The sequence below is a fragment of the Candidatus Devosia phytovorans genome (genome assembly GCA_029202405.1).
In the GTDB taxonomy this organism is placed as follows: domain Bacteria; phylum Pseudomonadota; class Alphaproteobacteria; order Rhizobiales; family Devosiaceae; genus Devosia; species Devosia phytovorans.
The window spans coordinates 2,254,605-2,278,898 of record CP119312.1 but is presented as its reverse complement, the minus strand read 5'-3'; the positions used below and the strand labels follow the sequence as shown (position 1 = coordinate 2,278,898).

Sequence of the window (24,294 nt, the reverse complement as noted above, 5' to 3'; positions counted from 1 at the left end):
ATCAGGCGACCGGGGCGATCAGGCTAACCTTCATGTCATGCGCCTGATAGACCAGCGCACCATCGGCGAAGACGCGGCCATCGGCGGCGCCAACCACCAATCGGCCGCGCCGCACCTGGCGCATGTCAATCTCGTAGCGCACCAGCCGGGTCTGTGGTGTGATCTCGCCGCGGAATTTCACCTCCCCCACGCCCGAGGCGCGGCCCTTGCCGGGCGACCCGGACCAGCCAAGCCAGAAGCCGACCACCTGCCACATGGCATCGAGCCCCAGGCACCCCGGCATCACCGGATCGCCGGGGAAATGGCAATTGAAGAACCAGAGGTCGGGACTGATATCGAGTTCGGCCACGACATGGCCCTTGCCATGCGGACCGCCGTCGAGCGTGATCTCGGTAATGCGGTCCATCATCAGCATGGGCGGCGCCGGCAATTGCGCATTGCCGGGCCCGAAATAGCCGCCATTGGCGGAGTTCAGCAGGTCGAGCTTGCTGTAGGACGATTGCGGCACGTGATGGTCGGCGGGATTGAACACGAAAGATCCTCTCAGGCTGACGATGGCGGCGGGGTCTGTTCCGAGTGTGAGAATATCTATCTCACCTTGAGCAGCACGGCGTAGAGCAGGGCAGACAGGATGAGATGGGCGATGACGAAGCGCATCAGCACCTGCGTTCCCGTCCAGCCGGCCTGCTTGCGGAAATGGTCGTGCAGCGGAAAGCGGATGCGGCCGAAAACCAGGATCCTGAAGAAGCGCTTGAGCGCAATCTTGACGATGCCCGTGCCGCCATTGGCAAGGATGACGAAGCCCACGACCACGATCAGCAGCACATTGTGGCTGGCGCAGACCAGCACGCCGACCAAGAGGCCCAGCGGCCGCGACCCGGCGTCGCCCATCAGCACGGTGCTCGGTGGGGCATTGTGCCAGAGATAGCCGGCGAGGCCCCCTACCATGATGAAAGCCAGGCTGGCCCATAACCCGGTGCGGGCATCAAAGGGGATCAGCAGATAGGTCGCCGTCGCCTCGTCGCCCACCACGCCATAGAGCAGGAAGCCCAGGAAGACGGGCGAGACCACGCTGAGGCTGCCAGACAGTCCATCCACCCCGTCGCTGCAATTGGTGGCATTGATGGCGATCCAGATCACGCCGAGAAACAGCAGGAAGACGGCAAAGGCGGGCAGCGTAAAGGAGCCGCTTACCAGCGGAAACCACAGGTCCACCGTCGTCGTGCCGCCCACCAGCAGCGCAGCCGACAGTCCCGCCGCCAGCAGATCGAAGGCAGCCAGCTGATATTGCGACAGCCCGCCCGTAGCATCGTCGACAAAGCCGACGGCGGCAGCCAATAGCAGCACGCCGAGGAACAGGACCAGGTCCGCTCGCCAGGGCACGAAGATGAGGACGGCAGCGGCAAAGACCAGCATGAGAAAAAGACCGGCGCCCATCGGCTTGCCCACGCTCTTGTCCGCATCGACGGCAAAGGCCCGGCCACGATCGCGCGGCAGGCGATGAACAATACGGGGAATGCCCAGTACGGTGACGAAAAAAGCGCTGCAGGCCCCCAGAGCGATCAGCAGCATGTCGGAGCCAAGCAGGCGCATGGCGCCAAAGAAGGGAGACAGGAGGTCCGACAAGAACGGCAACAAGAGACGTCTCCTGCTTGAATGCTACAGAACCTGCACAAGCCCAATCATCGCGGCAAGCCTGCCCTGGCGGTCAGGCCGAGGCAGGATGGGTGGCAATGACCTCGACCATGGCGGCAACAGGCTGAGCGAGCCAGCATTGAAGTCGCCAATGAAAACAGGGCACGCGGCAAATCCCGGAAAAATCGCTCAAAGAAGCGCAGGATGAAGGCCAATCGGGAAGAAGACAAGATGGCACGGCCACGCGGTGAGCGGCCGAACCAATGCGGCGCAGGACGGCTTGGCGTGGGGCCTATGCGATTTCGGCGCGGCAGCGCAGTTCGAGGCCGAGCAGTTGCGGGGTGTTGGAGACTTCCGCGACCTGGAAGGGCAGGCCGAGATAGACCACGCGATGGCCGCGGCTGACCTTCGGCACATGGGGAATGTGGAAGATGTGGACGGTGACCGGATCGGTCTGGCCCTCGTCGAGCCTGAAGGCCTTGGCCGTTTCCCAGACCGGGACCTTTTCGCAATTGGGTAGGGTGCGCCAGGTGACCGCCATGTCGCCCTTGGCCGGCCCCTTTTCCTGAATGCGGATATATCGCTCGACGTCGCGTGCCATGATTGGTGTCCCCCTCAATCAAGCAATCATTACGATCTGTTTTATTGATGATGTTTGAAGATTGCAGTCATGTTGCAAGGAAATTTCTAAAGACCTTCAGTATTTCGCGCGGATTGATTGATCCGATTTCAAGTGCGCCAGAATTTGGTTTTCTCCCGGGCTTTGAGCGGGGCGGGCGCGCTGGCCGGCCAATCCGACAGTTTGAAACCGCTGGAATCGAAGTTTTTTCCGGGGCGTGGCAATATCTTGGCCGCGGAAGTGCAGAAATTTCGTGGGACTTTTCCCCGCGTGACGCTGGCATGCTATGGTTATGGCATGGTCGGAAAAGTGGGTCACAACGCTGTAGCGGGGACCTGACAAACCATCCGAGGACTTCATGACAGCAGTAAAAAGTGGCGACGGTCCGGACTGGATCGCGATCCGGCGCGCCTATGAATTGAGCGACGACAGCATCAAGCAGATCTGCACGCAGTTCGGCGTGACCAAAGGGCAGTTCGAGAACCGTTGTCGCAAGGACCGCTGGCTGTCGCGCCAATTGCGCAACAGCGACCGCAAGGGCTCGACCTTCAGCCGGCTCTTCGCCCTGCTCGAGCGGCAGGTAGCCAAGCTGGGCAATTCAACCGGCGAAACGCTGAGCGAAACGGAGACACGGCAATTGACCGACCTGATCAGGAATTTCGACAAGATCGCCAGCATGGAAGCGGCCGAGAACAAGATCGAGATCGTGCCGCCGAAGCGGGACATGGCCGAGAAGCGCGAAAAGCTGGCAAGACGAATTGACCAATACAACCGCCGCTGATGGAAGAACCCAGGTCGCCGCAATGGTCGACGGCGAGGTGGATGCCAAGCTCTACGACTGGTCGCACTGGTCCTACGAACAGCAGCGCGAGCCCGAGGGCGACTGGACGACCTGGCTGTTCATGGGTGGGCGGGGTTGCGGCAAGACTCGGACCGGCGCCGAATGGGTGCGCAGCCTCGCGCAACGCAAGATATCGCCCATCGCTCTGGTGGGCGAGAACATGGCCGAGGCGCTGACCATCATGGTGCGCGGCGACAGCGGCATCGTCGATGTCTGCGCCGATGGCGAGCAGCCCACGATCAAGGGCAACCGGCTGGTCTGGCCCAATGGGGTGGAGGCTTTCCTGATGTCCGCGTCCGATCCCGATCGCTTCCGGGGGCCTCAGTTCGCGGCCGCCTGGTGCGACGAGGTAGCCAAATGGCCCAATGCGGAAGCGGCATGGGACCAGTTGCAGTTTGGCCTCAGGCTGGGCGACCGGCCAAGGCAATTGGCGACGACGACGCCACGGCCGATCCCGCTGCTGCGGCGACTGCTGGCCGATGAGCACACCGTGGTGCGCCATATGCGAACGCAGGATAATCACGCCCATCTGGCTCCACGCTTTCTCGACGACGTCGTGGGTCGCTACAAGGGCTCCGTGCTCGGGCGGCAGGAGCTGGATGGGGAGCTGATCGAGGACATGCCGGATGCGCTGTGGCAGCGATCCATGTTCCGGCGTTTCGAGGGGGGCGCGGTGGAACGCATTGTCGTCGCGGTGGATCCGCCGGTGACGGGGACATCGCGATCCGATGCTTGCGGCATCGTCGTGGCCGGCCGGGTCGGCGAGGGCGCGGCGGTGCTGGAGGATTGCACCATGCATGCGGTGCAGCCCATGCAATGGGCGCGCCGGGCGGTGGCGGCCTTTCATGCGCATGGTGCGGATGCCATCGTGGTGGAGGTCAATCAGGGCGGGGACCTGGTGCGCGAGGTGATCCGACAGGCCGATGCCCAGGTGCCGATCCGCGAGGTGCGGGCCAGCCGGGGCAAGTGGACAAGGGCCGAGCCGGTGGCAGCGCTCTATGGGCGCGGGCTGGTGAGCCACGGCGACGGGCTGACCGCGCTGGAGGACGAAATGTGCGCCTTCCGGCTCGATGGGCTGAGCAATGGCCACTCCCCGGACCGGGTCGATGCGCTGGTCTGGGCTGTGACAGACCTGATGCTGGGGCCGATGGGGCCGCGGATCAGGCGGTTGTGGTGATTAGGTCCAGGGGTTGATGATACGCAGACCGAGATCCCTGAAGTCGTGCTCGTCACGAGTGACGACCGTCAGGTTGTGCACAAGGGCGGTTGCGGCAATGATGGCATCATTCATCGGGACGGTTCGAATGCGCTGCAGTCTGGAGGTCATCAGGGCGACCTCTGTGTCAACACTGAGCGTGGCTCGATCGAACTGTTGCAGCAGGCTTGAGAACCACATGCGGAGCGCCGGGACATGGGCGTCGTGGCGATGTTCCGAGCGCAAGATGCCGTCCTCGATCTCCATCAGGGACATGACCGAGATGTATTTGGCCTGACCGGCGACGGTGTCACGCCAGGCAAACAGCTTCTCGCGCCCCTCGCGGCGTCGACGCAGGTCCGACAGGATATTTGTGTCGAGGAGCAGGCTCAATCTTCGAAGAGATCCGGTGAAAAGCGAGATGACCAATGCACGCGGGTCGGTAGCTCAAGTTTGCCGTCAAACTCCGGTCCGCCGGTCTGCTCCAATTCGGCAAGGTTGGGCACAGGAGCAAACGACGCCGTGGCGGCGCCGAGAACGGGTTGCTGCCCCAAAGGGGGAGCGCCCATGTCAGAACGTTGGGTCCGTAGCTTGGCGTGAGCCATCTTTGAAGCCTCGCATGTTCACGATGAACATATAGAAATAGGGACGTTTTGACCATGCCGAACTGGATCAACCGCCTGTTTCGCGGCGGAGCAAACACGCCTGTCGAAGCCAAGGCCTTTGCCGGGCATTCGCTGCTCAGCCTTAGCCAGCTCGGGGCGGCGAACTGGAGTGGGCGGGGGTTTGCGAGCCTCGTGAACCAGGGCTTTGCCCGCAACCCGGTGGTCTATCGCTGTATACGACTGATTGCCGAAACGGCCAATCGGGTGCCGTTGGTGGTGAGCGAGAATGGCAAGCGGCTGGATGAGCATCCGCTGAAGGACCTGCTCGGCCGGCCCAATGGGCGGCAGTCGGGCAGTGAATTGCTCGAGGCGGTTTATGCCTATCTGCAGACCAGTGGCAACGCCTATCTGCAGGCGGGAATCGTCGATGGGGCGGTCAGGGGCCTGTTTGGCCTGCGGCCGGACCGGATGAAGGTTGTGGCCGGGGCGGACGGTTGGCCGGAGGCCTATGACTATACCGCCGGCGGGCGGACGATCCGGCTGCGCCAGGATGGCGGGCCGGTCGCGGCGGTGTTGCACCTGGCGCTGTTTCATCCGGCGGACGACCACTATGGCATGGCGCCGCTCGAAGCGGCGCAGACCAGCATGGACATCCACAATGCTGCCGCCGAATGGAACAAGGCGCTGCTCGACAATGCGGCGCGGCCGAGCGGGGCGCTGGTCTATTCGGCCGGCGCCCAGGGCATGACGCGGGACCAGTTTGATCGGCTGAAGGTCGAGCTGGAGGAGAATTTTACCGGCACGGGCAATGCCGGTCGGCCGATGCTGCTCGAAGGCGGGCTGGACTGGAAGACGATCGCACTGTCGCCGCGCGACATGGATTTCATCGAGGCGCGCCACGCGGCGGCGCGGGATATCGCCCTGGCCTTCGGCGTGCCACCCATGCTGCTCGGCATTCCGGGCGACAATACCTATGCCAATCTCGCCGAGGCCAATCGCGCGCTATGGCGACAGACGCTGATCCCTCTGGTGCTGCGGGTGGCGGATGAACTCAGCACCTGGCTGGGCCCGGCGTTTGGCGGGGCGGTGGTGACGCCGGACTTCGATGGGGTCGAGGCGCTGGCCGAGGACCGCGCGGCGCTCTGGGCCAGGGTCAGTGCGGCGGAGTTTTTGACGGATGCGGAGAAGCGGGCGCTGGTGGGGATGTGATGATGCGGCCGGAAATCCGATCTCATATCGCAGATCTCAGGCTGACGCTGGCGCTACGCCGCTTCTGGCAAGCTCTTGATAGACTTTCCCACAAGTACCGTCCGGACCAGCCCAGAGCTCCAAAAGGGACATCAGAGGGTGGGCAGTGGATACCTAGCGCTGGCGCAGTAACGGGTCAATCAGGAGCCAGCCAACGCGTTCGCGTTGCGCAAAACTTCAGCATAAATCCGATCATCACGCCCGAGAGGATGTTTCACATCATCAATTCTCACGGCTTTTACACACCAAGAACGCGACCCAACAACAGCAGATTTTTGCTTCAGTTTTCGACCCCGGAAGCCATACAGAGTATAGTAGACGACCTGTATCGCAGGCATACGGTGCCGATGCCTTGGACGCATGGCAACCTCTACGAATTTTCCGGCGACTTTGTTGAGGTCGATCTGACCACGGGCGCCGTGACCCCGCTGTTGGTGGGAGTGGACAAATACGGACAGCTAACCGATAGAGTTAGAATTCGTTTCGATCCCGTAACGGGACAAATCCATCAGTTGTATCCAGTCGAAATGTGGGGAGCTGATTGAGATGAAGCACAGACTTGTCATCGTCAGAACCGGAACGTCAGACAAGCTCGCCGCGCTTGTCCGAACCGGCAAGAACCTGACCAGAGACGATTTTCCAGTCGTGGATGAGGTTTCAATCCGTCTTGCTGCACCGGTCGCGTGGGAAATCCCGATCGACATCAAAGCGGGCAATTCTGTGGTCGAGTGGGGACTATACTCGCCGGACAGCATCGACAGCTGTGACCCTCTATCCTTGTTTCGTGTCCATGCAGACCAAGAATATCGCCTGCAGTTCATCGATTGGTTGGAGCATCTTGTTGCTGCCGGTGAAGGCTCTCTGGGAATAGACATGGAGGGTGGCTATGCCGCGATCGTCGTGTCGGGCACTGCGCCAACCGTGACGTTGTCGGCCTGGACGTATCCCGACCGGCTGGAATTTGCCGTTCGCATCGAGCGCCGGGTTCTGGTGCGCGACTTTTACACCGCGCTGAACGCATTTTGGGAAAGCGACGTCTTGAAGTCTGCCTGGGCGCAGTGGTCGAGCAAGCCCAAGTGGCGCCTGCGCTCGGCGATCGTGGAGACTTATCTGGCATCGTCGGGAGTATAGGTATGGCTAATGATGCGCCGGATGCGCCCGCAAGCTTCTGGGCTATCGCCATGCGGTTTCATCAGGACGTTCTCGACTTCGTCGAAGCAAAGGACACGGCGCTTGCGGACTATCTCGTGATGGGTCTGTCGGAGGAGGAACGCCGAGAACTGGCCGGCTTCTTGGACAAGGTGCTTATCCTGCCCAATTCGGGCGACCGTCTTTTAGATCTGTGGCGACGGTCAAAGGCGGATTTCGGCTTCACCTCGGCTGCTCATATCGACTCTCTTTTCGGGCTGATCCGACGTCGGCTTTAGGGCCGAGGCCATCTGCCAGCTATGCATGAAACCCAAGGCCCGCCCCTTCGGCGGGCCTTTTCTTTGCCCGGAGGGAGCAATGGACGACCTGACCAAAACCGTCATCGAGCGGGGCGACCTCGCCCATCTTGCGCTGTTTCTCTGGGCCAGCGGGGCTTCGGGGCTCCTCGTCTGGAGCCTGCGCGAGATGGCCAAGGTGAATCAACACTTCAACGACTTCGTGCAGGAGATCGCCAATTTGAATCGCCTGTTTCGCAAGGAGGACTAAAGCCATGGCAAACAAGCCAAATCGCGAGAATGCGCAGCAGACGTTCCGGCAATTTGCCTGGAACCTGGCGGGGACTTTGGCCAAGACCAAGCCAGTGTCAGCCAAGCCGGGCAAGCGCTGATGGGCGCCATTGCCATCGAGGCGGATGGACGGTTTTCGGGCTATGCCAGCCTGTTCAATATTCTCGACAGCGGTGGCGACGTGGTCATGCCGGGGGCCTTTGCCAAAAGCCTCGGCAAGCGGCGCGACCGCGTCCGCATGCTGTTCCAGCATGATCCCAAGGAGCCGGTCGGCATCTGGGAGACCATTGCCGAGGATGGGCATGGGCTGTTCGTTGCCGGGCGGCTGGTGCCGGGGGTCGAGCGCGCGGATGCGCTGCGCAGGCTGATCGCGCAGGGGGCGCTGGATGGTTTGTCCATCGGCTTCCGCACCGTCAGGGCGACCCGCGAGGGGGGCACGCGCAAACTCTGGCAGATCGAGTTGTTTGAAATCTCGATCGTCACCTTTCCGATGATGGAGGCGGCGCGCATCGCGCCGGCCTCGCTTTCCACCGGCGCTGCCATTGTGGCGGCGACCGACGCTATCCGTAACCGATAGGATATCCAAACAGATGGACATGACCAGTGACGGCCTTGAAACCAAGGCCGGCGCGGGGAGCGACATTGCTGCGCTCTTCGCCGAATTTTCCGGCGCCTTCGAGGAATTCAAGCGCACCAATGACCAGCGCATCGCCGAGATCGAAAAGCGCGGCTCGGCCGATACGCTGCTCGAAGGCAAGCTGGATCGGCTGAACGCCGTGCTCGACGGGCAGAAGGCGGCGCTCGACCGCGTGGCGCTGGAGCGCGCCCGTCCGGCGCTCGATGGCAAGGCGGCGTCGCTCGGCGGCGAATACAAGGCGGCTTTCGCGTCCTACGTCAAGCGCGGCGAGGAAAAGGCGCTGCAGATCGGCGTCAATGCCGATGGCGGCTATGTGGTGCCGCCCGAGACCGAGACCGAGATCACCAGGCTGATGACGGCGGTATCGCCGATCCGCGCCATTGCCGGCGTGCGGCAGGTGAGTGGCGCGGTCTACAAGCGGCCGATTTCGGTCACCGGGCCGCAGGTGGGCTGGGTCGGCGAAACGGCGGCGCGGCCGGTGACCAATAGCCAGACCCTGGCCGAGCTCAGCTATCCGACCATGGAACTCTATGCCATGCCGGCGGCGACATCGGCCTTCCTCGACGATGCGGCGGTGGATGTCGGCCAGTGGATCGCCGAAGAGGTCAATGCGGCCTTTGCGGCGCAGGAAACCACGGCCTTCGTCACTGGCAATGGCGTCAACAAGCCGACGGGGTTCCTGGCGGCAACTGCGGTCAACGAGATCAACTGGAGCTGGGGAAACCTCGGCTATGTGCCGACCGGCGTGGCGGGTGCGCTGCCGGCAACCAGTGCCAGCGATGTGCTGATCGATCTGGTCTATGCGCTCAAGGCTGGTTATCGGCAGAATGCCAGCTGGGTGATGAACCGCAAGACGCAAGGGACCCTGCGCAAGCTCAAGGATGCGGACGGGAACTACCTGTGGCAGCCGGCAGCGACGGCCGATGGCAAGGCAAGGTTCATGGGCTTTGACCTGGTCGAGGCCGAGGACATGCCCGGGATTGCGGCGGGGTCGATGTCGATTGCCTTTGGCGATTTCAAGCGGGGGTATCTGATCGTCGACCGCCAGGGGGTGAGCGTGCTGCGCGACCCGTTCAGCAGCAAGCCCTATGTGCTGTTTTATACGACCAAGCGGGTTGGTGGCGGGATTGCGGACTACGATGCGATCAAGCTGCTGAAGTTTGCTGTCAGCTGAACGCCGGCGCGTCCACACACTCGGTCTCAACCTTCTCCCCTTGAGGGAGAAGGTGGCTCGGCGAAGCCGAGACGGATGAGGGGTTCTCTGCTTAGGCACTCAGTTTGCGGTGCCAACCCCTCACCCTGGAAATCCGCTGAACGCGGATTTCCTGTCCCTCTCCCTCAAGGGGAGAGGGTTGTCGACTGAGGGTTCAGCGACAAGCAAAACCAAAAGGCCAAAAACATGATTTCATACCTTCTCGCGGGGCCCGCGGAGGAGCCGGTTTCGCTTGGCGAGGCGAGGGCGTTTCTCAAGCTCGATGACACGACCGAGGATGCGCTGATCACGACACTGATCGGGGCGGCGCGGTTGCATGTCGAGGGCGTGACCGGGCGGGCGCTGGTGGCGCAGGGCTGGCGGCTGGTGCTGGATGACTGGCCGGGGGACGGCCAGCTGCGGCTTCCCGTGACGCCTTTCATGGCGGTGACGGAGATCACCGCTTTTGACGTAGGCGGCGCGGCGCATGTGGTGCCGCTGGGGCAGTTTTTGAGCGAGCCGGATCGGCTGCTGTTGCCATCACTGGTAACCGGCATGCCCGTGCTGCGGGAGCGGCAGGGGATCGAGGTGGACTATGTCGCCGGGTTCGGTGTCGAGCCGGGCAATGTGCCAGCGGACATTCGCCAGGCGATCCTGATGCTGGTGGCCTATTGGTTCGAGCATCGCGACGCGGTGATCGTGGCTGGTTCAGGTGCTCTGGTGCCGTCGAGCTTTGATCGCATGGTCGGCCAGTACAAGCGGGTGCGGCTGTGAGCGGGGATATCCCGCCCTTCGGCACGCTGACCGACCGGGTGCAGTTGCGACGCCGGGAAACCATGGACGAGGAGGAGGGCGGGCAGGTGGCGCTCTTCGTGCCGATCAGCGACCTCTGGGCGCGGGTGCGTAGTCTCGCCGGGCGGCAGGGCACCAGCATGGATGGCAGGGCGGTGGAAATTTCGCATGCCGTAGTGCTGCGCTTTCGCAATGACGTGCGGCCGGGCGACCGCATCGTCTATCGCGGGCGCAATCTGGATGTGGTGAGCGCGGCAGATCTCAATGGCCGCAAGGCCTATCTCAGCTGCGCCTGCAGCGAGACCAGTTTCACGGGGTAGGGCGATGCAGGCGATTGCACTGTTGCAGGGGGCGCTGGTGATGGCGCTCCGGGCGGATGCTGAACTGGTGGCGCTGGTGGGCGCGGAGGGTGTTTTCGATGCCGTGCCCAAGGGGCGGGCGGCGCCCTATGTGGTGATTGCCCGGCATGACGGGATCGCAAGGGATGGCGACCTGGCGCCAGTGCTGGAGCACCGGCTGCTGATCCATTGTTGGAGCGACCAGCCGAGCCGCAAGCGGGCGCTGGATATGGCCGAAAGGGTGGCAGCGGTGGCCGAGAGCTTTGTGGCGACCGGCATCGTCGTGACGCATCGCGATCATCTGCGCACGGAAACGATGATCGACCGCAACAGCGGCCTGGCGCGCGCCGCAGTGACACTGCGGTTTTTCTCCGAGCCAATCTGAAAGGACCAAAAAATGGCCGCACAGAGCGGGAAGAATATGTTGCTCAAGCTCGACCAGACCGGGTCGGGTAGTTTTCTCACCGTGGCCGGGCTGCGCACGCGGAGCCTGGCCTTCAATGCCTCGAGCGTCGACACGACCGACCAGGAAAGTGCCGGGCGCTGGCGCGAGCTTCTGGCGGGCGGCGGGGTGAAGCGCGCTTCGGTCAGCGGGGCGGGGGTGTTCAAGGATGGCGCCTCGGATGCGCAGGTGCGGAGCCTGTTCTTTGCCGGCACGATCCGCAACTGGCAGCTGACGCTTCCCGACTTCGGCACGGTGCAGGGCCCGTTCCAGATCGTGGCACTCGAATTTGCCGCCGACCATGCGGGCGAGGTGACGTTTGATCTCGCGCTGGAGAGTGCGGGCGAAGTGACGTTTACGGCGCTCTAGGAGATCATCATGAGAAATCACCTGCGGGGTGAAATCGACGCTGAGATCGGCGGCGAGCGGAGGGTTTTGTGCCTGACGCTGGGGGCGCTGGCGGAGCTGGAGAGCCGGTTGCAGGCGGGGGATCTCGTCGGGTTGGCTGAGCGGTTCGGCAGTGGACGGGTGTCGGCGCGGGACCTGACGGCGATCCTGGGCGCCGGGCTGCGTGGCGGCGGCAATGACATTTCCGACGATGACCTGGCGCGCTTTGCCATCGAGGGCGGGTTGAAGGGCGCGGCCGAGATCGCGGCGCGCCTGCTGAGGGCAACCTTTGGAGAGGCAGCATGACGCCCTTTCCCTGGGAGGCGGCGATGCGCTTCGGGCTGGGCGTGCTGCGCCTGCCACCACGCGACTTCTGGCGCATGAGCCCGCGGGAGCTGGCGGCCGCCTGGGGCGCGGTGGTGGGCGATCGCGGGGCGCCGCTGGGGCGGCGTGAACTGGACATGCTGATGGAGCGCTTTCCCGATGGCCGATGAGCTGTTTCCCGATGGCTTCGAACGCGAGCTCGGCGATGTGTCGCTGGAGCTCGAGCGGATCGAGGACCTGGCGGCCGGCGTGGCGCGCAGTGTGTCCACCGGCTTTCGCGGCGCACTGCTCGACGGCAAGTCGCTCAAAGCCATGCTGGGCGATATTGCGCAGGGCTTTGCCGATATCGCGCTGAAAGCCGCCTTCAAACCGCTCGGCGATCTCGCAGGTGGTTTTATGAATTCCCTGTTTGCCGGGACCAATCCGGCGCTCGGCACAGTCACACCCTTCGCCAAGGGCGGGGTGATCGCGACGCCGAGCTATTTTCCACTGGGCACGTCGTCAGGCCTGGTGGGGGAGCGCGGGCCGGAGGCAATCATGCCGCTGGCCCGCGGCTCCGATGGACGATTGGGCGTCGCCGGTGGTGGCGGCGCGGTCAACGTGACCTTCAATGTGGCGGCCAGCGATGCGCGCAGTTTCGTCCAGAGCGAGGCGGAGATTTCGGCCATGCTGCTGCGGGCGGTGAAGCGGGGGACACGGTCGAGTTAGGAAGAGTACCCCCACCTAACCTCCCCCTGAAAAGGGGGAGGGACTAGATCGAGATTAATCCACGCTCTTGCCCCATCCACCACGCGGTCCCTCCCCCTATCAGGGGGAGGATAGGTGGGGGTATCCAAAGGAAATCCATCATGGCCTTTCATGCAATCCGCTTTCCGCTCGACGTCGCCCTGGGCGCGCGGGGTGGGCCGGAGCGGCGGACCGATGTGGTGACGCTGGCCAGCGGGCGCGAGCAGCGCAATGGGCGCTGGGCGCATTCACGGCGGCGCTACAATGCCGGCTATGGGGTGAAATCGCGCGCCGACATGGCGGCGGTGCTGGCTTTTTTCGAGGAAAGGCGCGGCAGATTGCATGGGTTTTTGTGGCGCGATGGGCTGGATTTTTCCAGCGGTGGCGCGGTGCCGACGGCGCTGGACCAGAGGATCGGCACGGGCGACGGCGTGCGCGCGGAGTTTCAGCTGAGCAAGCGTTATGGCGCTAGTTTTGATCCCTATCTGCGGCCGATCACGCGGCCGATTTCGGGTTCGGTGCGCGTGGCGGTGGCGGGGCTGGACTTGCTGAGTGGCTGGACGATCGATCTCGCGACGGGTGTCGTGGGCTTTGCCACGCCGCCCGCCGATGGTGTTTCGGTAACCGCGGGCTTTCTCTTCGATGTGCCGGTGCGCTTCGACATGGACCGGCTGGACGTGGAACTGAGCAGCTTCGACGGGGCCGAGGTGCCAAGCATTCCGCTGGTGGAGATCTTGCCATGAGGACGCTGGAGATCGGCTTTGCCGCACATGTCGCGCAGAGTGAGACGACGCTGGCGACCTGCTGGACGCTGGTGCGGCGCGATGGGGTGGTGCTGGGGTTTACCGACCACGATCGGGTGCTGAGCTTTGGTGGGACGGATTACACACCGGTGAGCGGGCTCGATGGCAGCGAAGTGCCGGGCAAGCTTGGCATGGGCGTCGAGACTTCGGAAGTGCTGGGCGTGATCAGTGCCGAAGCGATCACGGAAGAGGATATCCTGCTCGGGCGTTATGACGGGGCCATGGTGGAAACCTGGCGGGTCAACTGGGCCGATGTCAGCCAGCGGGTACAGTTGCGGGTGGATGTGATCGGCGAGATTGTCCGTGAGGACGGCTTGTTTCGCGCCGAGCTGCGCTCGGGCCAACAGGGACTCAATGTCACGCATGGGCGGATCTATCAGGGGCTGTGCGACGCGACCGTTGGCGATGCGCGCTGTGGATTGGCGCTGGACGGGCCGGAGCGGCAGGGCTTTGCCACTGTCATGGCGGTGGAGGATAGCCACAGGGTGGTGGTGAGCGGGATCGGCCATTTTGCCGAGAATGCGTTCGGTTTCGGTTCCGCATTGTGGACGGACGGGAAACGCGCGGGGCTGCGCGACGGTGTGCTCCAGCACCAGCGGGTGGCTGGAGGCGATGCGCTGGGTTTTGGGGTGAAGGTCGGGGACTGGGTCATGCCGGGCGATATGCTGGTGGTGACGGTGGGCTGCGACCGGCGCTTTGAGACCTGCCGGACCCGCTTTGCCAATGCGGTCAATTTCCGCGGTTTTCCGCATATTCCGGGCAGCGACTATGTGCTGCGCCATCCGCGCCAGGGCGATGCGCTGGATGGGCGGGCGGTGGTCAAGTGAGCGCGGCGGTGGTGGTGGCGGCACGAGCGTTTCTCGGCACGCCCTATCGGCACCAGGCGTCCACCATTGGCGCTGGCTGCGATTGCCTCGGGCTGTTGCGCGGCGTGTGGCGGGCGGTGCTGGGCGATGAGCCGATGGAGTTGCCGGCCTATCGGGCGGACATGCGCGATCCGGTCAACGCCGGGGCGCTGCGGATCGCGGCGGAGCGGTTTTTGATTGCGGAGCATGGGCCGTTGGCCGCGGGGCAGGTGTTGCTGTTCCGGCTGGGTGGCCTGGTCGAGCCGAAGCATTGCGGGATTTTGGTGGGCGAGAGCCGGTTCATCCATGCGCAGGAGCGGCTGGGTGTGGTGGAGGCGAGTTTGACTGAGGCGTGGGGGCGGCGGGTGAGCGGGCGGTTTCGGTTTCCAACCACTGAAAGCGCCCCAACCACGGTGTCACCCCGGCCCTTGAGCCGGGGCCCATCTTGAGATTTTCCAACGGCCGCAAGGTGGTTGGGATCGACTGAGAAACCTGGCGGCGGAACGCAGATCGCGGGATGGGTCCCGGCTCAAGGCCGGGATGACATCGAGCGTGCGGCAATGGCAGCGAAAAACGCGGCTTTCTTCGAGGACCAAGAAAATGGCCACTTTGGCATTGTCGTTGGCTGGGCAGTTCGTGGGTGGACTGGTCGGCGGGCCGATTGGCGCGACCGTGGGGCGGGCGCTGGGCGCGCTGGCCGGGAATGCGGTCGACTCGGTGTTGTTCGGCGAGCGTACCGCGCCGGAGGTCGGTGCCGATATTCGCCTGCAATATTCCAGCGAGGGCGGGGCGGTGCCGCGGCTTTATGGCTGGAGCCGGCTGAGCGGGAATATCATCTGGGCGCGTGAACTGGAACTGCTGGGTCAGGAAAGCCAGGGCGCCAAGGGCGTGAGCCAGCCCAAGGAGGACGTGGTGGGCGCCAGCTTTGCCGTGGCCTTCTGCGAGGGCGAGGTGGCCCATATGGGGCGGATCTGGGCCGATGGGCAATTGCTCGATACCCAGGGGCTGACACTCCGCTTTTATCGCGGCACCGAGGACCAATTGCCCGATGGGCTGATCGAGGCCACGCAGGGTAGCGTGGCGCCGGCCTATCGGGGCCTGTGCTACCTGGTGGTGGAGCAATTGCCGCTCAACCGGTTTGGCAATCGCATTCCCCATCTCAGCGTCGAACTCTGCCGGGTGGTGGGGGATCTGGAGCGCGATATCACGGCCGTGACCGTCATCCCCGGCGCGACGGAATTCGGCTATGACCCGACCCCGCGGCTGCGACTGCTGGGGCCGGGCGAAACGACGGGCGAGAATGCCCATGTCGTGGGGGGACAGAGCGACTGGACCGTCTCCATCGACGAGCTGACGGCGCTCTGCCCGAACCTCAGACAGGTTGCGCTGGTGGTGGCCTGGTTCGGCAATGACCTGCGCTGCGAGCACTGCCTGATCGGGCCGCGGGTGGAAGCGGCGGCGCGCAGCGTGCAGGGCGTCCAATGGCGCGTGATGGGGCTGGGGCGGGGCGATGTGCCCGTGGTCAGCCAGCATCAGGGGGGCCCGGCCTATGGCGGCACGCCCAGCGATGCCGCGGTGCTGGCGGCGATTGCCGACCTCAAGGCCCGGGGGCTGAGGGTTACGCTCTATCCGCTGGTGATGATGGATATTCCGGTGGGGAACGGGCTGGTTGATCCATATGGCTGGGGCATGCAGGCGAGTTACCCCTGGCGTGGGCGGATCACCTGCCACCCGGCACCGGGGCAGGCGGGGACGCCCGACAGGAGCGCTGTCGCGGCTGCACAGGTGGCGGGCTTTGCCGCGCGCTATCGGCAGATGGCGCTGCATTATGCCTGGCTGGCGCAGGCAGCGGGTGGCGTCGACCTGCTGGTGCTCGGGTCGGAAATGGTCGGGCTGACGACGGTGCGCGGCGCTGGCAACAGCTTCCCCTTTGTCGAGGCGCTGGTGGCGCTGGCGGCGGAGGTGCGGGCCGTGGTGGGCGCGGGGACGCGGCTCACCTATGCGGCCGACTGGAGCGAATATTCGGGCTATCAGCCCAATGGCGAGAAGTTTTTCCACCTCGATCCGCTCTGGGCATCGCCTGCGATAGATGCCGTGGGAATCGACAATTACATGCCGGTCGCCGACTGGCGCGAGGGCCATGGGCATAGCGATGCTGCGCTGTCGGCGGATGGATATGACCTCGAGTATCTCAAAGCCAATATCGCCGGGGGCGAGGGGTTCGACTGGTATTATGCCAGCGCGGCGGATCGCGCGGCGCAAATTCGCAGCCCGATCAGCGATGGCGCCTATGGCGAAGCCTGGGTCTGGCGCTTCAAGGATATCCGGAGCTGGTGGAGCCATACGCATCACGATCGGCCGGGCGGGATGCGCAAGGCGACGCCGACGGCCTGGGTGCCGGGGAGCAAACCGATCGTCTTCACCGAGCTCGGCTGCGGCGCGGTCGACAAGGGGGGCAACCAGCCCAATATTTTCGGCGATGCCAAGAGTGCCGAGGACGGGCGGCCGTATTTTTCGCGCGGCACGCCCGATGCGCTGATGCAGCGGCAGGTGCTGCGGGCCCATCAGGGTTTCTGGCGCGATCCCGCCAACAATCCGGCCGGCATGGTGGATGTGGAGCGCATCCATCTCTGGACCTGGGACGCGCGGCCCTATCCGGCTTTTCCCGGGCTGACCGATGTGTGGCGCGATGGCGAGAACCATCGCAATGGCCATTGGCTGACCGGCCGGCTGGGCGGCATGGCGAGCGATGAACTGGCCGCGGCGATGGCGGAAGATCATGGCGTGAGCCTGAGCGCCGAACCCGCCGCGCCCTTCGTCACCGGCTGCGTGCTGGGCAGTGCGACGACGGCGCGGCAGGCGCTGGAGCCGTTGCTGGGGGCGACGGGCCTATCCATGCGCAATCGCGTGCACGGGCTGCATCTGGGCAAGGCGCGGCGGGCGGTGGCGACTTCAGTCGAGCCGGACGCCCTGGTGCTGGAGGAGGGCGCGGTGCTGTCGCGCCGCTCACCCGATCCGGCCGAAATGCCGGGGCGGCTGGCGCTGACCTATCAGGATCGCGAGCGCGATTATCTGGCGGCCACGGCGACGGCGCTGGTTCGCGCGGACGGGCCATTGGTGGCGCAAAGCGTGGCGCTGACGCTGGATGGCGCCAGCGCGCGGCTGGCCGCCGAGCGCATGCTGGACGGGCAGGCGGCGCGACGCGAGGTGCTGGAATTTGTGCTTCCGCCCAGTGCCGTGGCGCTGGAGCCGGGGGATCTGGTTGCGATCCATGGACTGGCCGAGGGGCCGTTCGAGATCAGCGAAATCCGCGACGGTCTGGCACGCAAGGTCGTGGCGCACGGCCTGCCATCGGGGCTGGCACTGGCGACGGGGGTGGATCGCGGCTTTGCGCAGGGCACGGGCGTCGCGCCGCGCTCGATCCCGCTGGTTGTGGCGGCGCATCTGCCGCCCTTGCCGAGCGAGCCGGCGCGCAGTCGGCTGCTGCTGGCCGCCCATGCCCAGCCCTGGCCGGGCGTGGTGCAGGTGGTGGATGACGCGACCGGCGCCAGCCTCGCCGAGATCACGCGGCGTGGCCTGGTGGGCGAACTGCTGGTGCCGCTCTCCGCGGGGCCGCAGGGGATCTGGGACCGGGGCAATGTCATTGAGATCAACCTGCTGGCTGGGCATCTGGCTGCAGCGGACGAACTGGCCGTGCTGGCCGGGAGCAACCGGATTGCCGTGCAGGGTGATGGCGGCGACTGGGAAGTCATCGGTTTCGTCAAGGCGGAACTGATCGCGCCGGGACGCTACCGGCTGAGCCAATTGCTGCGCGGACAGGATGGCACGGGTGTCGGACCGGGTTCGGTTGGCCATCGCATGGTGGTGCTGGATCGGCGAGACGCGGGATTGCCGGTGGAGACGCAATGGCTCGGCGAGAGCCGCGACCTGCGCATCTATGCCGGCGCGCGCGATGTCGAGGGCAGCGACCTGGCACTTGAGCTGGGATTGGATCCCGTCCTGCCACTTCCGCCGGTGCACCTTCGGGCGCGGCGGGTGGGCGGCGATGTCGCTCTGCGCTGGATCCGCCGCAGCCGGGCCGATGGCGACGGCTGGGGCGTGGCGGAAAGCCCACTGGAGCATGTGCCAGAGCGCTATGCGGTGACCATCCGCAATGGCGCGACGGTACTGCGGAGCTTCGAGAGTGCTGCCCCCGCCGCCACCTATTCTGCCGCGCAACAGGTCGCCGACTTCGGTGGCCCGGCGGATAATTTCACTTTCACCGTGGCGCAGGTCAGTCCGGTGTTTGGACCCGGAGATGTGGCGCAGGGAGAGTTTGATGGCTGATCGCTTCGATATCTGTCTCGACGAGGTGCTGCGGCACGAGGGCGGCTATGCCGACCATCCGCAGGATCCGGGCGGCGCCACCAGTATGGGCATCACCCACAAGACGCTGGCACGCTGGCGGCAGGTGTCGCCCTGGTGGGACCTGCCCAAAAGCGCGGTGAAGGATCTCACGCGCGCCGAGGCGGGGAAAATCTATCGGGCAGGCTACTGGGATCGCTGCAAGGCGGACCACCTGCCACCGGGACTGGACCTGGCGCTGTTCGACTATGCCGTCAATTCCGGCCCCGATGGGGCGATAAAGGCGCTGCAGGCCATATTGGGCGTGCTGGCCGACGGGCAGATTGGTCCGCTGACCCTGGCGGCGGTGGCCAGGCGTTCCTCTCCCGGCCTTGTCACTGCGCTCTGCGACCAGCGCCTCGGCTTCCTGCAGCGTCTCGGCACCTTTGCCACCTTCGGTCGTGGCTGGACCAGCCGTGTTGCATCGGTGCGCAAGGCCGCGCTGGCTGTCGCCGGCGCAGAAAATATCAAGCCAATTCAGATCCCTGAAAGGAAAACCATGATGGACATTCTCAACGGCTACAAGACCTACATCGTCTCGATTTTCATGCTGCTTGCCGGCGTGTTGCAGATGCTGGGCGTCGACCTGCCATCACTCGATGGGAGCTCGGCAGGGCAATTGGTGATGGACGCGCTGGCGGTGCTGTTCCTGCGCCGGGGGCTGAAGGCGGATATCGGGGCGGCTTGAGCGATCCATTGCAACTTCGGACTGTCTGACCGATATTGGAAAGACAACAGGCGAATGCGTGTTTGGCGCGATCGCCGATCTGATCGAACTTAATGGACCCAAGGGAGCGTGACGCATGGCAAAACGCATGTTCAGCGTCACGGCCCATTGGGACGATGAGGCGAAGGTGTTCTATTCCGAAAGCGATATCTTTGGCCTGCATGTCGAGGCGGCCACGATCGAGGAATTCGAAGAGATCATGATGGATCTGGCGCCCGAGCTCGTCATGGCGAACCATGTCAGTCCGGAAGACTTGAAGACCATGGCGCCGAAAGATCTGATTCCGGCCATACTCTGGCAACGACCCGCCGGCAAAGCGGCCTGATATGGTCGACGGATATTACGCATCCGTCGTAAAGATATTGAAAGCCAACGGTTTTCGCTATCTGGTCAACGCAAAGGGTTCACACGAGAAATGGACGAATGCAAAAGGCAAAGTCGTTTCTGTGCCGCGCAATCTGATGAGCCGCCATACAGCCAACAGCATTCTGCGCGATGCCGGCACGTCCATCAAACTCTAGGTTTTGCCGTTTTTGCCTCATTCATGTCCCATTCAGCAACGGCGTCATAGTTTGTTCTCATGAAAACCGTGACCCTCAAGACGCTTGTTCCGATTGTCGTTGCGCTGCTGCTCGGCCTGGCCTCTGCCGGGACGGCGCAGGCGCAGGCCTGTATCGACAGTTCGGCGGAGATCCAGGCGCTCATCAGCTCGGGCCAGATCATCAGCCAGTATGAGGCCGTGGCCTCGGCAGGCTATAGTGCCGATCAGATCCTCAATTTCCGGCTCTGCGACCAGGGCGGGCGTTATGTCTGGATCATCGGTGTCCTCAGTGCTGACGGCACCGCGCAGAATCTGACAGTAAGCGCACAATAAGCAAACCAATCGCGCGAGGCGGGCATGCGTATTCTTGTTGTCGAGGACGACACCAATCTCAATCGCCAGCTCAAGGAAGCGCTGACCGAAGCCGGCTATGCGGTGGACGTAGCTTTCGACGGCGAGGAGGGCCATTTCCTCGGCGATACCGAACCCTATGATGCCATCGTGCTCGATATCGGCCTGCCACGCATGGATGGCCTGTCGGTGCTCGAAGAATGGCGCCGCGGCGGCAAGACCACGCCGGTGCTGCTGCTAACCGCCCGCGATCGCTGGAGCGACAAGGTGCAGGGCATCGACGCCGGTGCCGACGACTATGTCGCCAAGCCTTTCCATATGGAAGAGGTTCTGGCCCGTATCCGTGCCTTGGTGCGGCGCGCGGCGGGCCTGGCCTCCAACGAGATTGTCGCCGGCCCGGTGCGGCTGGATTCCCGGTCGGGGCGGGTGACGGTCAATGGCCAGTCGGTCAAGCTGACCAGCCATGAGCTTCGCCTTCTGAGCTATCTGATGCATCACAAGGGCAAGGTCATTTCGCGCACCGAGCTGACCGAGCATCTTTACGACCAGGATTTCGATCGCGACAGCAATACGATCGAAGTCTTCGTCGGCCGCCTGCGCAAGAAGCTTCCCGATGATTGCATCCAGACCGTGCGCGGACTGGGCTATCAGATCGCGGGAGACTAGGCGCTGACCGTGCCCAGCCAGACCAACGCGAGTGAGGCGCCGGCGCCGACCAAGCCGCAGGGCCATTCCCTGCGCAAAGGCTCGATTGCCGCTTCGCTGTTCTGGCTCTCGGCCGGCTGGCTGGTGGTGGCGCTGGTCGCGACCGGCTTCCTGCTGACCGACCTCTATTCCCGCGCTCTCGATACCTCGCTTGCGGAATCGCTCGATTTCCATGTCGAGAGCCTGACCGGTTCACTGCTCGAAACCGGCGATCCCACCAGCGACGCCATCACCCTCAGCGATCCGCGCTTCGACCGCCCGCGCTCGGGCTGGTATTGGGCCATCCGCGACGCCAATGGCACGCTCTATAACCTCTCGACCTCGGCCGTGGGCATCGACATGCCCGTGCTCGAAGGCGACCGCGACAGCCGTGGCCGGCGCACCGAAATCCTCGACGACGCCTTTGGCACGCGCATGCGGGTCGTCGAGCGCACGGTGACCGTGGCACCGACGACCTTCCAGATCGTCGTGACCGGCAATCTCAGCGAAATCCTCGACCTGGTCGGCGACTTCCGTGGCCAGGCCTTCATCGTGCTCGGCGCGGTGGGGGTCATGCTGGCCATCATGAGCGCCATCGTCGCCCGCTTTGCCATGCGCCCCGTCGACAAGCTCAGCGCCGCCATCGAAAGCGTGCGGGCCGGCGAGAGCGTGGCGGTGGGCGGCACCTATCCGCGCGAAATCGCGCCACTGGCCGAAGAGGTCAACGAGCTGCTGCGCTCCAATACGCAGATCATCGAGCGCGCCCGCAACCAGGTCGGCAATCTCGCCCATGGGCTGAAGACGCCGATCGCCGTGCTGCGTAACGAAGCAGCGGCGACAAAGGGCGATCTGGCCGATGTGGTGATGAGCGAAAGCGAGAAGATGAGCACCATGGTGTCCACCTATCTCGAGCGCGCCCGGCTCGCCGCCCGCACGTCCGTGGTGGGCAAGAGGGCCGATGCCACCATGGTCATGGGGCGGCTGGTGCGGGTGATGGGCAAGATTCATCCGGAGGTCACGGTGACCCTCAATCGTCCCGAGCCCGGTCTGCCCTGGTTCCGCGGCGACGAGGCCGACCTCGAGGAAATGGCGGGCAACCTGCTCGACAATGCCTGCAAGTGGTCCAGGGGGCAGGTGCGGGTGATGCTGTCGTCCGAGCGCGCGGAAACCGGCGCCATGCTGCTGGTGCGGATCGAGGACAATGGACTGGGTCTGAGCGACGAAGATGCGCAGAAAGTGTTGCGCCGCGGTGTCAGGCTGGACGAGAAAACGCCCGGAACCGGACTAGGGCTCGATATCGTCAAGGAACTGGTGGATGTCTATGGCGGCAGCCTTGCACTCAAGCGCGCTGCGCTTGGCGGGCTGCTGGTCGAACTGCGATTGCCTACGGCCCGACTCGCTGGTGCGGCCAAGCCTAATGCAACTTGACGCACTTTCGCCGCATTGCGACAACAATGAGCCACTCTAAACGTCCATCGGAACGCAGACATATGAACCGTATCGCTCTCTTCGCCGCTCCGTTGCTTGCCATGACCCTGGCCGCCTGTACCTCCACCGGCCCGACCCAGATCGCGCAGGCCCCCGTGGTTGCGACCCCGGTCATCGCCCAGCCGCTGGTGCCGACCCCGGCTCAGACCACGCAGCAGGCCCTGCTGACCACCAGCGTCTCCAATGGCTTTGTCGATGCGGCCGCGCTTTCGGTCATGACCTCCAAGGATTCGGCCGAAGCCAATAGCGCCCAGTTCTATGCGCTGCAGTTTGGCCGCCCCGGTGCCCCGCGCGCCTGGACCGGTGAAGCCGGCACCACCGGTTCGGTGGCGGTCGGTCCCTATGTCCGCGTCAACAATCTCGACTGCCGCGACTTCACCCACACGGTCAAGGCCAAGGGCCAGGACTATGTCAAGAAGGGCACGGCCTGCCGCGAGCAGAACGGCAACTGGGCTGTCGTGCAGGGCGCTGCTTAATCTTTCATCGTGACGGCGGTGGGAATGGATTGTTTACCGAAGCCCGTTAGGGTTTTACGATAGACCACCAACTCCACCGCGTTGATGCAGCAAGCAGCCACACAATCCGACACAGCGACGACCCGCCGCGCAGGCCGCGCGGCGACGCGCCCTTTTGCCGGCGTGATCGATCCCGTCATCGTGCAGGATCCGGCGCAGTTCGCCTTTGCCGGTTCGATTTTCCGCAGTCACGCCGAGGCCGCCTGGGTCTGGGTCTATCGCGACCTCTGCCCCGAACTGATCAATCCCGACTCCCTGGCCGACGGCAGCTTTGAGGCGGCCGCGCTCGAAGCCATCCTGCCGCAGATCCTGCAAGCCATGAAGGCCGGCATCGACACTGCCTCCGCTGATCCGGAAAAAGACCGCCGCCTGCGCGCTACCCTGGGCAGCAAGGAAGCGCGCGACGCCTTGCCCAATGTGGTCATGGCCCTGCGCAGCCGTGCGTTGCTGGTCAAGGCACAGGCTTTCGGCAAGGCCATCAACGGCATGGCCGATGACGCAGCCATCGGCGCGGCGCTGCAATCCATGCCGCTCAAGGACCAGGCGCTCTCGGCGCTGCTGTTCCATGCCGCGTTACCGCAGATCACCAATCCGACGCGGCTCACCACCTCCATCATCAAGCTCAGCGGCAATGCCACCGAAGCGGCAGTGCTTCGACTGGGCTTTGCCCCGGTGATCGACGCCATCCTGGCTCATGCGCAGAACAAGGTCTTTGCCTTGCAGCCAGTCGGGCCCTTCGCCGATATCGACCTGATCTGCCGCAGCCTCGAACGCTTCCATCGCCTGGTGCGCTCGCTGACCGGCTATATCGAATTTGCCCGCGGCAGCCGCTGGGCGCAGATTATCTCGGCCATCACCAAGCAGGTGTCCGACCGCGTCGAACCACGCCTGCGCGATGTCGTCTCCGACATCAACCTGGCGCTGCGCCGCGGCCGCGAGGGCCATGACCGCGTTGACAATGATGCGCTGCTTTCGGCGATCAACGGCGTCTATCTCCTGGCCACCATCCGCGAATGCCGTGACTCCCTGGCTCTCAATGCCCTGTTCGACCAGGCCTGGAGCCAGAGCGGGGAGGCGCTGGAAATGCATCTGCAGCGCAATCTCGACCTGATGCGGCAGAACCCCGGCGATGCCAATACCGGCGCACGGCTCGACGCCGGTATCAAGATGGCCGAAATCCGCTTCAACCCGGAATATGCCGAGACACTGAGGCGCGCCCGCGCCTCGGCCGAGCGCCGCAGCTAGATCCAGATCGTCGCGC

At 64.3% G+C, this 24,294-nt stretch carries 33 protein-coding genes; 28 read left to right on the top strand and 5 right to left on the bottom strand.

Features of this window, described 5'->3' with window-relative positions:
• Position 1 precedes the first annotated feature (1 nt).
• From fabA to P0Y65_11285, 3 genes are all read right to left on the bottom strand, one after another.
• Positions 2 to 532 (bottom strand): bifunctional 3-hydroxydecanoyl-ACP dehydratase/trans-2-decenoyl-ACP isomerase, encoded by a 531-nt coding sequence (gene fabA / locus P0Y65_11295; GenBank protein ID WEK02794.1) that lies wholly within the window; start codon positions 530 to 532, stop codon positions 2 to 4.
• Between the two features lie 56 nt (positions 533 to 588).
• Complete coding sequence (locus tag P0Y65_11290; GenBank protein ID WEK02793.1) at positions 589 to 1,638, bottom strand: hypothetical protein; 1,050 nt, start codon at positions 1,636 to 1,638, stop codon at positions 589 to 591.
• 289 nt (positions 1,639 to 1,927) lie between these two features.
• Positions 1,928 to 2,236 carry a hypothetical protein gene (locus tag P0Y65_11285; protein ID WEK02792.1) on the bottom strand — a complete coding sequence of 103 codons (309 nt, stop codon included), beginning with the start codon at positions 2,234 to 2,236 and terminating at the stop codon, positions 1,928 to 1,930.
• A gap of 376 nt (positions 2,237 to 2,612) precedes the next feature.
• On the opposite strand from P0Y65_11285, the gene P0Y65_11280 reads away from it, so the two are divergent.
• Together P0Y65_11280 and P0Y65_11275 are read left to right on the top strand one after the other, a co-directional pair.
• Complete coding sequence (locus tag P0Y65_11280; GenBank protein ID WEK02791.1) at positions 2,613 to 3,035, top strand: hypothetical protein; 423 nt, start codon at positions 2,613 to 2,615, stop codon at positions 3,033 to 3,035.
• Positions 3,013 to 4,272 (top strand): terminase family protein, encoded by a 1,260-nt coding sequence (locus tag P0Y65_11275; protein WEK02790.1) that lies wholly within the window; start codon positions 3,013 to 3,015, stop codon positions 4,270 to 4,272. Before P0Y65_11280 ends, P0Y65_11275 begins: the two co-directional genes overlap by 23 nt.
• Here P0Y65_11275 and P0Y65_11270 read toward each other — a convergent pair whose 3' ends face one another.
• Positions 4,273 to 4,683, bottom strand: coding sequence for a type II toxin-antitoxin system VapC family toxin (locus P0Y65_11270; protein WEK02789.1), 411 nt, complete (start codon positions 4,681 to 4,683; stop codon positions 4,273 to 4,275).
• A gap of 266 nt (positions 4,684 to 4,949) precedes the next feature.
• On the opposite strand from P0Y65_11270, the gene P0Y65_11265 reads away from it, so the two are divergent.
• From P0Y65_11265 to P0Y65_11145, 25 genes are all read left to right on the top strand, one after another.
• Positions 4,950 to 6,104: a phage portal protein gene (locus tag P0Y65_11265; GenBank protein ID WEK02788.1), complete on the top strand. Its 1,155-nt coding sequence runs from the start codon at positions 4,950 to 4,952 to the stop codon at positions 6,102 to 6,104.
• The gene (locus tag P0Y65_11260) at positions 6,104 to 6,688 is read left to right on the top strand and encodes a hypothetical protein (GenBank protein ID WEK02787.1); all 585 of its coding nucleotides are present in this window, start codon (positions 6,104 to 6,106) and stop codon (positions 6,686 to 6,688) included. Before P0Y65_11265 ends, P0Y65_11260 begins: the two co-directional genes overlap by 1 nt.
• Position 6,689: 1 nt before the next feature.
• Entirely contained in the window at positions 6,690 to 7,274 is a 585-nt protein-coding gene (locus P0Y65_11255; protein WEK02786.1) for a hypothetical protein, read from the top strand.
• A 2-nt stretch (positions 7,275 to 7,276) separates the two neighbouring features.
• A complete protein-coding gene (locus P0Y65_11250) occupies positions 7,277 to 7,570 on the top strand; it encodes a hypothetical protein (GenBank protein WEK02785.1) in 294 nt (97 codons plus the stop codon).
• 79 nt (positions 7,571 to 7,649) lie between these two features.
• Positions 7,650 to 7,838 carry a hypothetical protein gene (locus tag P0Y65_11245; GenBank protein WEK02784.1) on the top strand — a complete coding sequence of 63 codons (189 nt, stop codon included), beginning with the start codon at positions 7,650 to 7,652 and terminating at the stop codon, positions 7,836 to 7,838.
• 120 nt (positions 7,839 to 7,958) lie between these two features.
• Positions 7,959 to 8,435 (top strand): HK97 family phage prohead protease, encoded by a 477-nt coding sequence (locus tag P0Y65_11240; protein WEK02783.1) that lies wholly within the window; start codon positions 7,959 to 7,961, stop codon positions 8,433 to 8,435.
• A gap of 13 nt (positions 8,436 to 8,448) precedes the next feature.
• Positions 8,449 to 9,669: a phage major capsid protein gene (locus P0Y65_11235; protein WEK02782.1), complete on the top strand. Its 1,221-nt coding sequence runs from the start codon at positions 8,449 to 8,451 to the stop codon at positions 9,667 to 9,669.
• Positions 9,670 to 9,894: 225 nt separating this feature from the next.
• Entirely contained in the window at positions 9,895 to 10,461 is a 567-nt protein-coding gene (locus P0Y65_11230; GenBank protein ID WEK02781.1) for a head-tail connector protein, read from the top strand.
• Complete coding sequence (locus tag P0Y65_11225; protein ID WEK02780.1) at positions 10,458 to 10,799, top strand: phage head closure protein; 342 nt, start codon at positions 10,458 to 10,460, stop codon at positions 10,797 to 10,799. The genes P0Y65_11230 and P0Y65_11225 overlap by 4 nt, the downstream gene beginning before the upstream one ends.
• A 4-nt stretch (positions 10,800 to 10,803) precedes the next feature.
• Positions 10,804 to 11,202 carry a DUF3168 domain-containing protein gene (locus tag P0Y65_11220; GenBank protein WEK02779.1) on the top strand — a complete coding sequence of 133 codons (399 nt, stop codon included), beginning with the start codon at positions 10,804 to 10,806 and terminating at the stop codon, positions 11,200 to 11,202.
• Positions 11,203 to 11,214: 12 nt separating this feature from the next.
• Positions 11,215 to 11,628 (top strand): phage major tail protein, TP901-1 family, encoded by a 414-nt coding sequence (locus P0Y65_11215; protein WEK02778.1) that lies wholly within the window; start codon positions 11,215 to 11,217, stop codon positions 11,626 to 11,628.
• A 9-nt stretch (positions 11,629 to 11,637) separates the two neighbouring features.
• On the top strand, positions 11,638 to 11,952 hold the full coding sequence (locus P0Y65_11210; protein WEK02777.1) for a gene transfer agent family protein: 315 nt from the start codon (positions 11,638 to 11,640) through the stop codon (positions 11,950 to 11,952).
• A complete protein-coding gene (locus P0Y65_11205) occupies positions 11,949 to 12,140 on the top strand; it encodes a phage tail assembly chaperone (GenBank protein WEK02776.1) in 192 nt (63 codons plus the stop codon). Before P0Y65_11210 ends, P0Y65_11205 begins: the two co-directional genes overlap by 4 nt.
• The gene (locus tag P0Y65_11200) at positions 12,130 to 12,678 is read left to right on the top strand and encodes a phage tail tape measure protein (protein ID WEK02775.1); all 549 of its coding nucleotides are present in this window, start codon (positions 12,130 to 12,132) and stop codon (positions 12,676 to 12,678) included. Before P0Y65_11205 ends, P0Y65_11200 begins: the two co-directional genes overlap by 11 nt.
• Before the next feature lie 140 nt (positions 12,679 to 12,818).
• Complete coding sequence (locus P0Y65_11195) at positions 12,819 to 13,439, top strand: DUF2460 domain-containing protein (protein WEK02774.1); 621 nt, start codon at positions 12,819 to 12,821, stop codon at positions 13,437 to 13,439.
• Complete coding sequence (locus P0Y65_11190; GenBank protein WEK02773.1) at positions 13,436 to 14,326, top strand: DUF2163 domain-containing protein; 891 nt, start codon at positions 13,436 to 13,438, stop codon at positions 14,324 to 14,326. The genes P0Y65_11195 and P0Y65_11190 overlap by 4 nt, the downstream gene beginning before the upstream one ends.
• Positions 14,323 to 14,793, top strand: coding sequence for an NlpC/P60 family protein (locus P0Y65_11185; GenBank protein ID WEK02772.1), 471 nt, complete (start codon positions 14,323 to 14,325; stop codon positions 14,791 to 14,793). The genes P0Y65_11190 and P0Y65_11185 overlap by 4 nt, the downstream gene beginning before the upstream one ends.
• A 151-nt stretch (positions 14,794 to 14,944) precedes the next feature.
• Complete coding sequence (locus tag P0Y65_11180; protein ID WEK02771.1) at positions 14,945 to 18,670, top strand: glycoside hydrolase/phage tail family protein; 3,726 nt, start codon at positions 14,945 to 14,947, stop codon at positions 18,668 to 18,670.
• Complete coding sequence (locus P0Y65_11175; GenBank protein WEK02770.1) at positions 18,663 to 19,415, top strand: glycoside hydrolase family 108 protein; 753 nt, start codon at positions 18,663 to 18,665, stop codon at positions 19,413 to 19,415. The genes P0Y65_11180 and P0Y65_11175 overlap by 8 nt, the downstream gene beginning before the upstream one ends.
• A gap of 115 nt (positions 19,416 to 19,530) precedes the next feature.
• Complete coding sequence (locus P0Y65_11170; protein ID WEK02769.1) at positions 19,531 to 19,779, top strand: DUF1902 domain-containing protein; 249 nt, start codon at positions 19,531 to 19,533, stop codon at positions 19,777 to 19,779.
• Between the two features lies 1 nt (position 19,780).
• A complete protein-coding gene (locus P0Y65_11165) occupies positions 19,781 to 19,975 on the top strand; it encodes a type II toxin-antitoxin system HicA family toxin (protein ID WEK02768.1) in 195 nt (64 codons plus the stop codon).
• Between the two features lie 59 nt (positions 19,976 to 20,034).
• The gene (locus tag P0Y65_11160) at positions 20,035 to 20,328 is read left to right on the top strand and encodes a hypothetical protein (GenBank protein WEK02767.1); all 294 of its coding nucleotides are present in this window, start codon (positions 20,035 to 20,037) and stop codon (positions 20,326 to 20,328) included.
• A 24-nt stretch (positions 20,329 to 20,352) separates the two neighbouring features.
• Positions 20,353 to 21,012 carry a response regulator transcription factor gene (locus P0Y65_11155; protein ID WEK02766.1) on the top strand — a complete coding sequence of 220 codons (660 nt, stop codon included), beginning with the start codon at positions 20,353 to 20,355 and terminating at the stop codon, positions 21,010 to 21,012.
• Positions 21,013 to 21,021: 9 nt separating this feature from the next.
• The gene (locus P0Y65_11150) at positions 21,022 to 22,458 is read left to right on the top strand and encodes a HAMP domain-containing sensor histidine kinase (GenBank protein ID WEK02765.1); all 1,437 of its coding nucleotides are present in this window, start codon (positions 21,022 to 21,024) and stop codon (positions 22,456 to 22,458) included.
• Between the two features lie 62 nt (positions 22,459 to 22,520).
• The gene (locus P0Y65_11145) at positions 22,521 to 22,994 is read left to right on the top strand and encodes a hypothetical protein (GenBank protein WEK02764.1); all 474 of its coding nucleotides are present in this window, start codon (positions 22,521 to 22,523) and stop codon (positions 22,992 to 22,994) included.
• On the opposite strand, the gene P0Y65_11140 is transcribed toward P0Y65_11145, so the two are convergent.
• Positions 22,991 to 23,173, bottom strand: coding sequence for a hypothetical protein (locus tag P0Y65_11140; GenBank protein ID WEK02763.1), 183 nt, complete (start codon positions 23,171 to 23,173; stop codon positions 22,991 to 22,993). The two genes, P0Y65_11145 and P0Y65_11140, sit on opposite strands and share 4 nt — an antisense overlap.
• Between P0Y65_11140 and P0Y65_11135 the strand changes: the two genes are divergently transcribed.
• Positions 23,157 to 24,278: a hypothetical protein gene (locus P0Y65_11135; GenBank protein ID WEK02762.1), complete on the top strand. Its 1,122-nt coding sequence runs from the start codon at positions 23,157 to 23,159 to the stop codon at positions 24,276 to 24,278. The two genes, P0Y65_11140 and P0Y65_11135, sit on opposite strands and share 17 nt — an antisense overlap.
• The last annotated feature ends 16 nt before the right edge of the window (positions 24,279 to 24,294 follow it).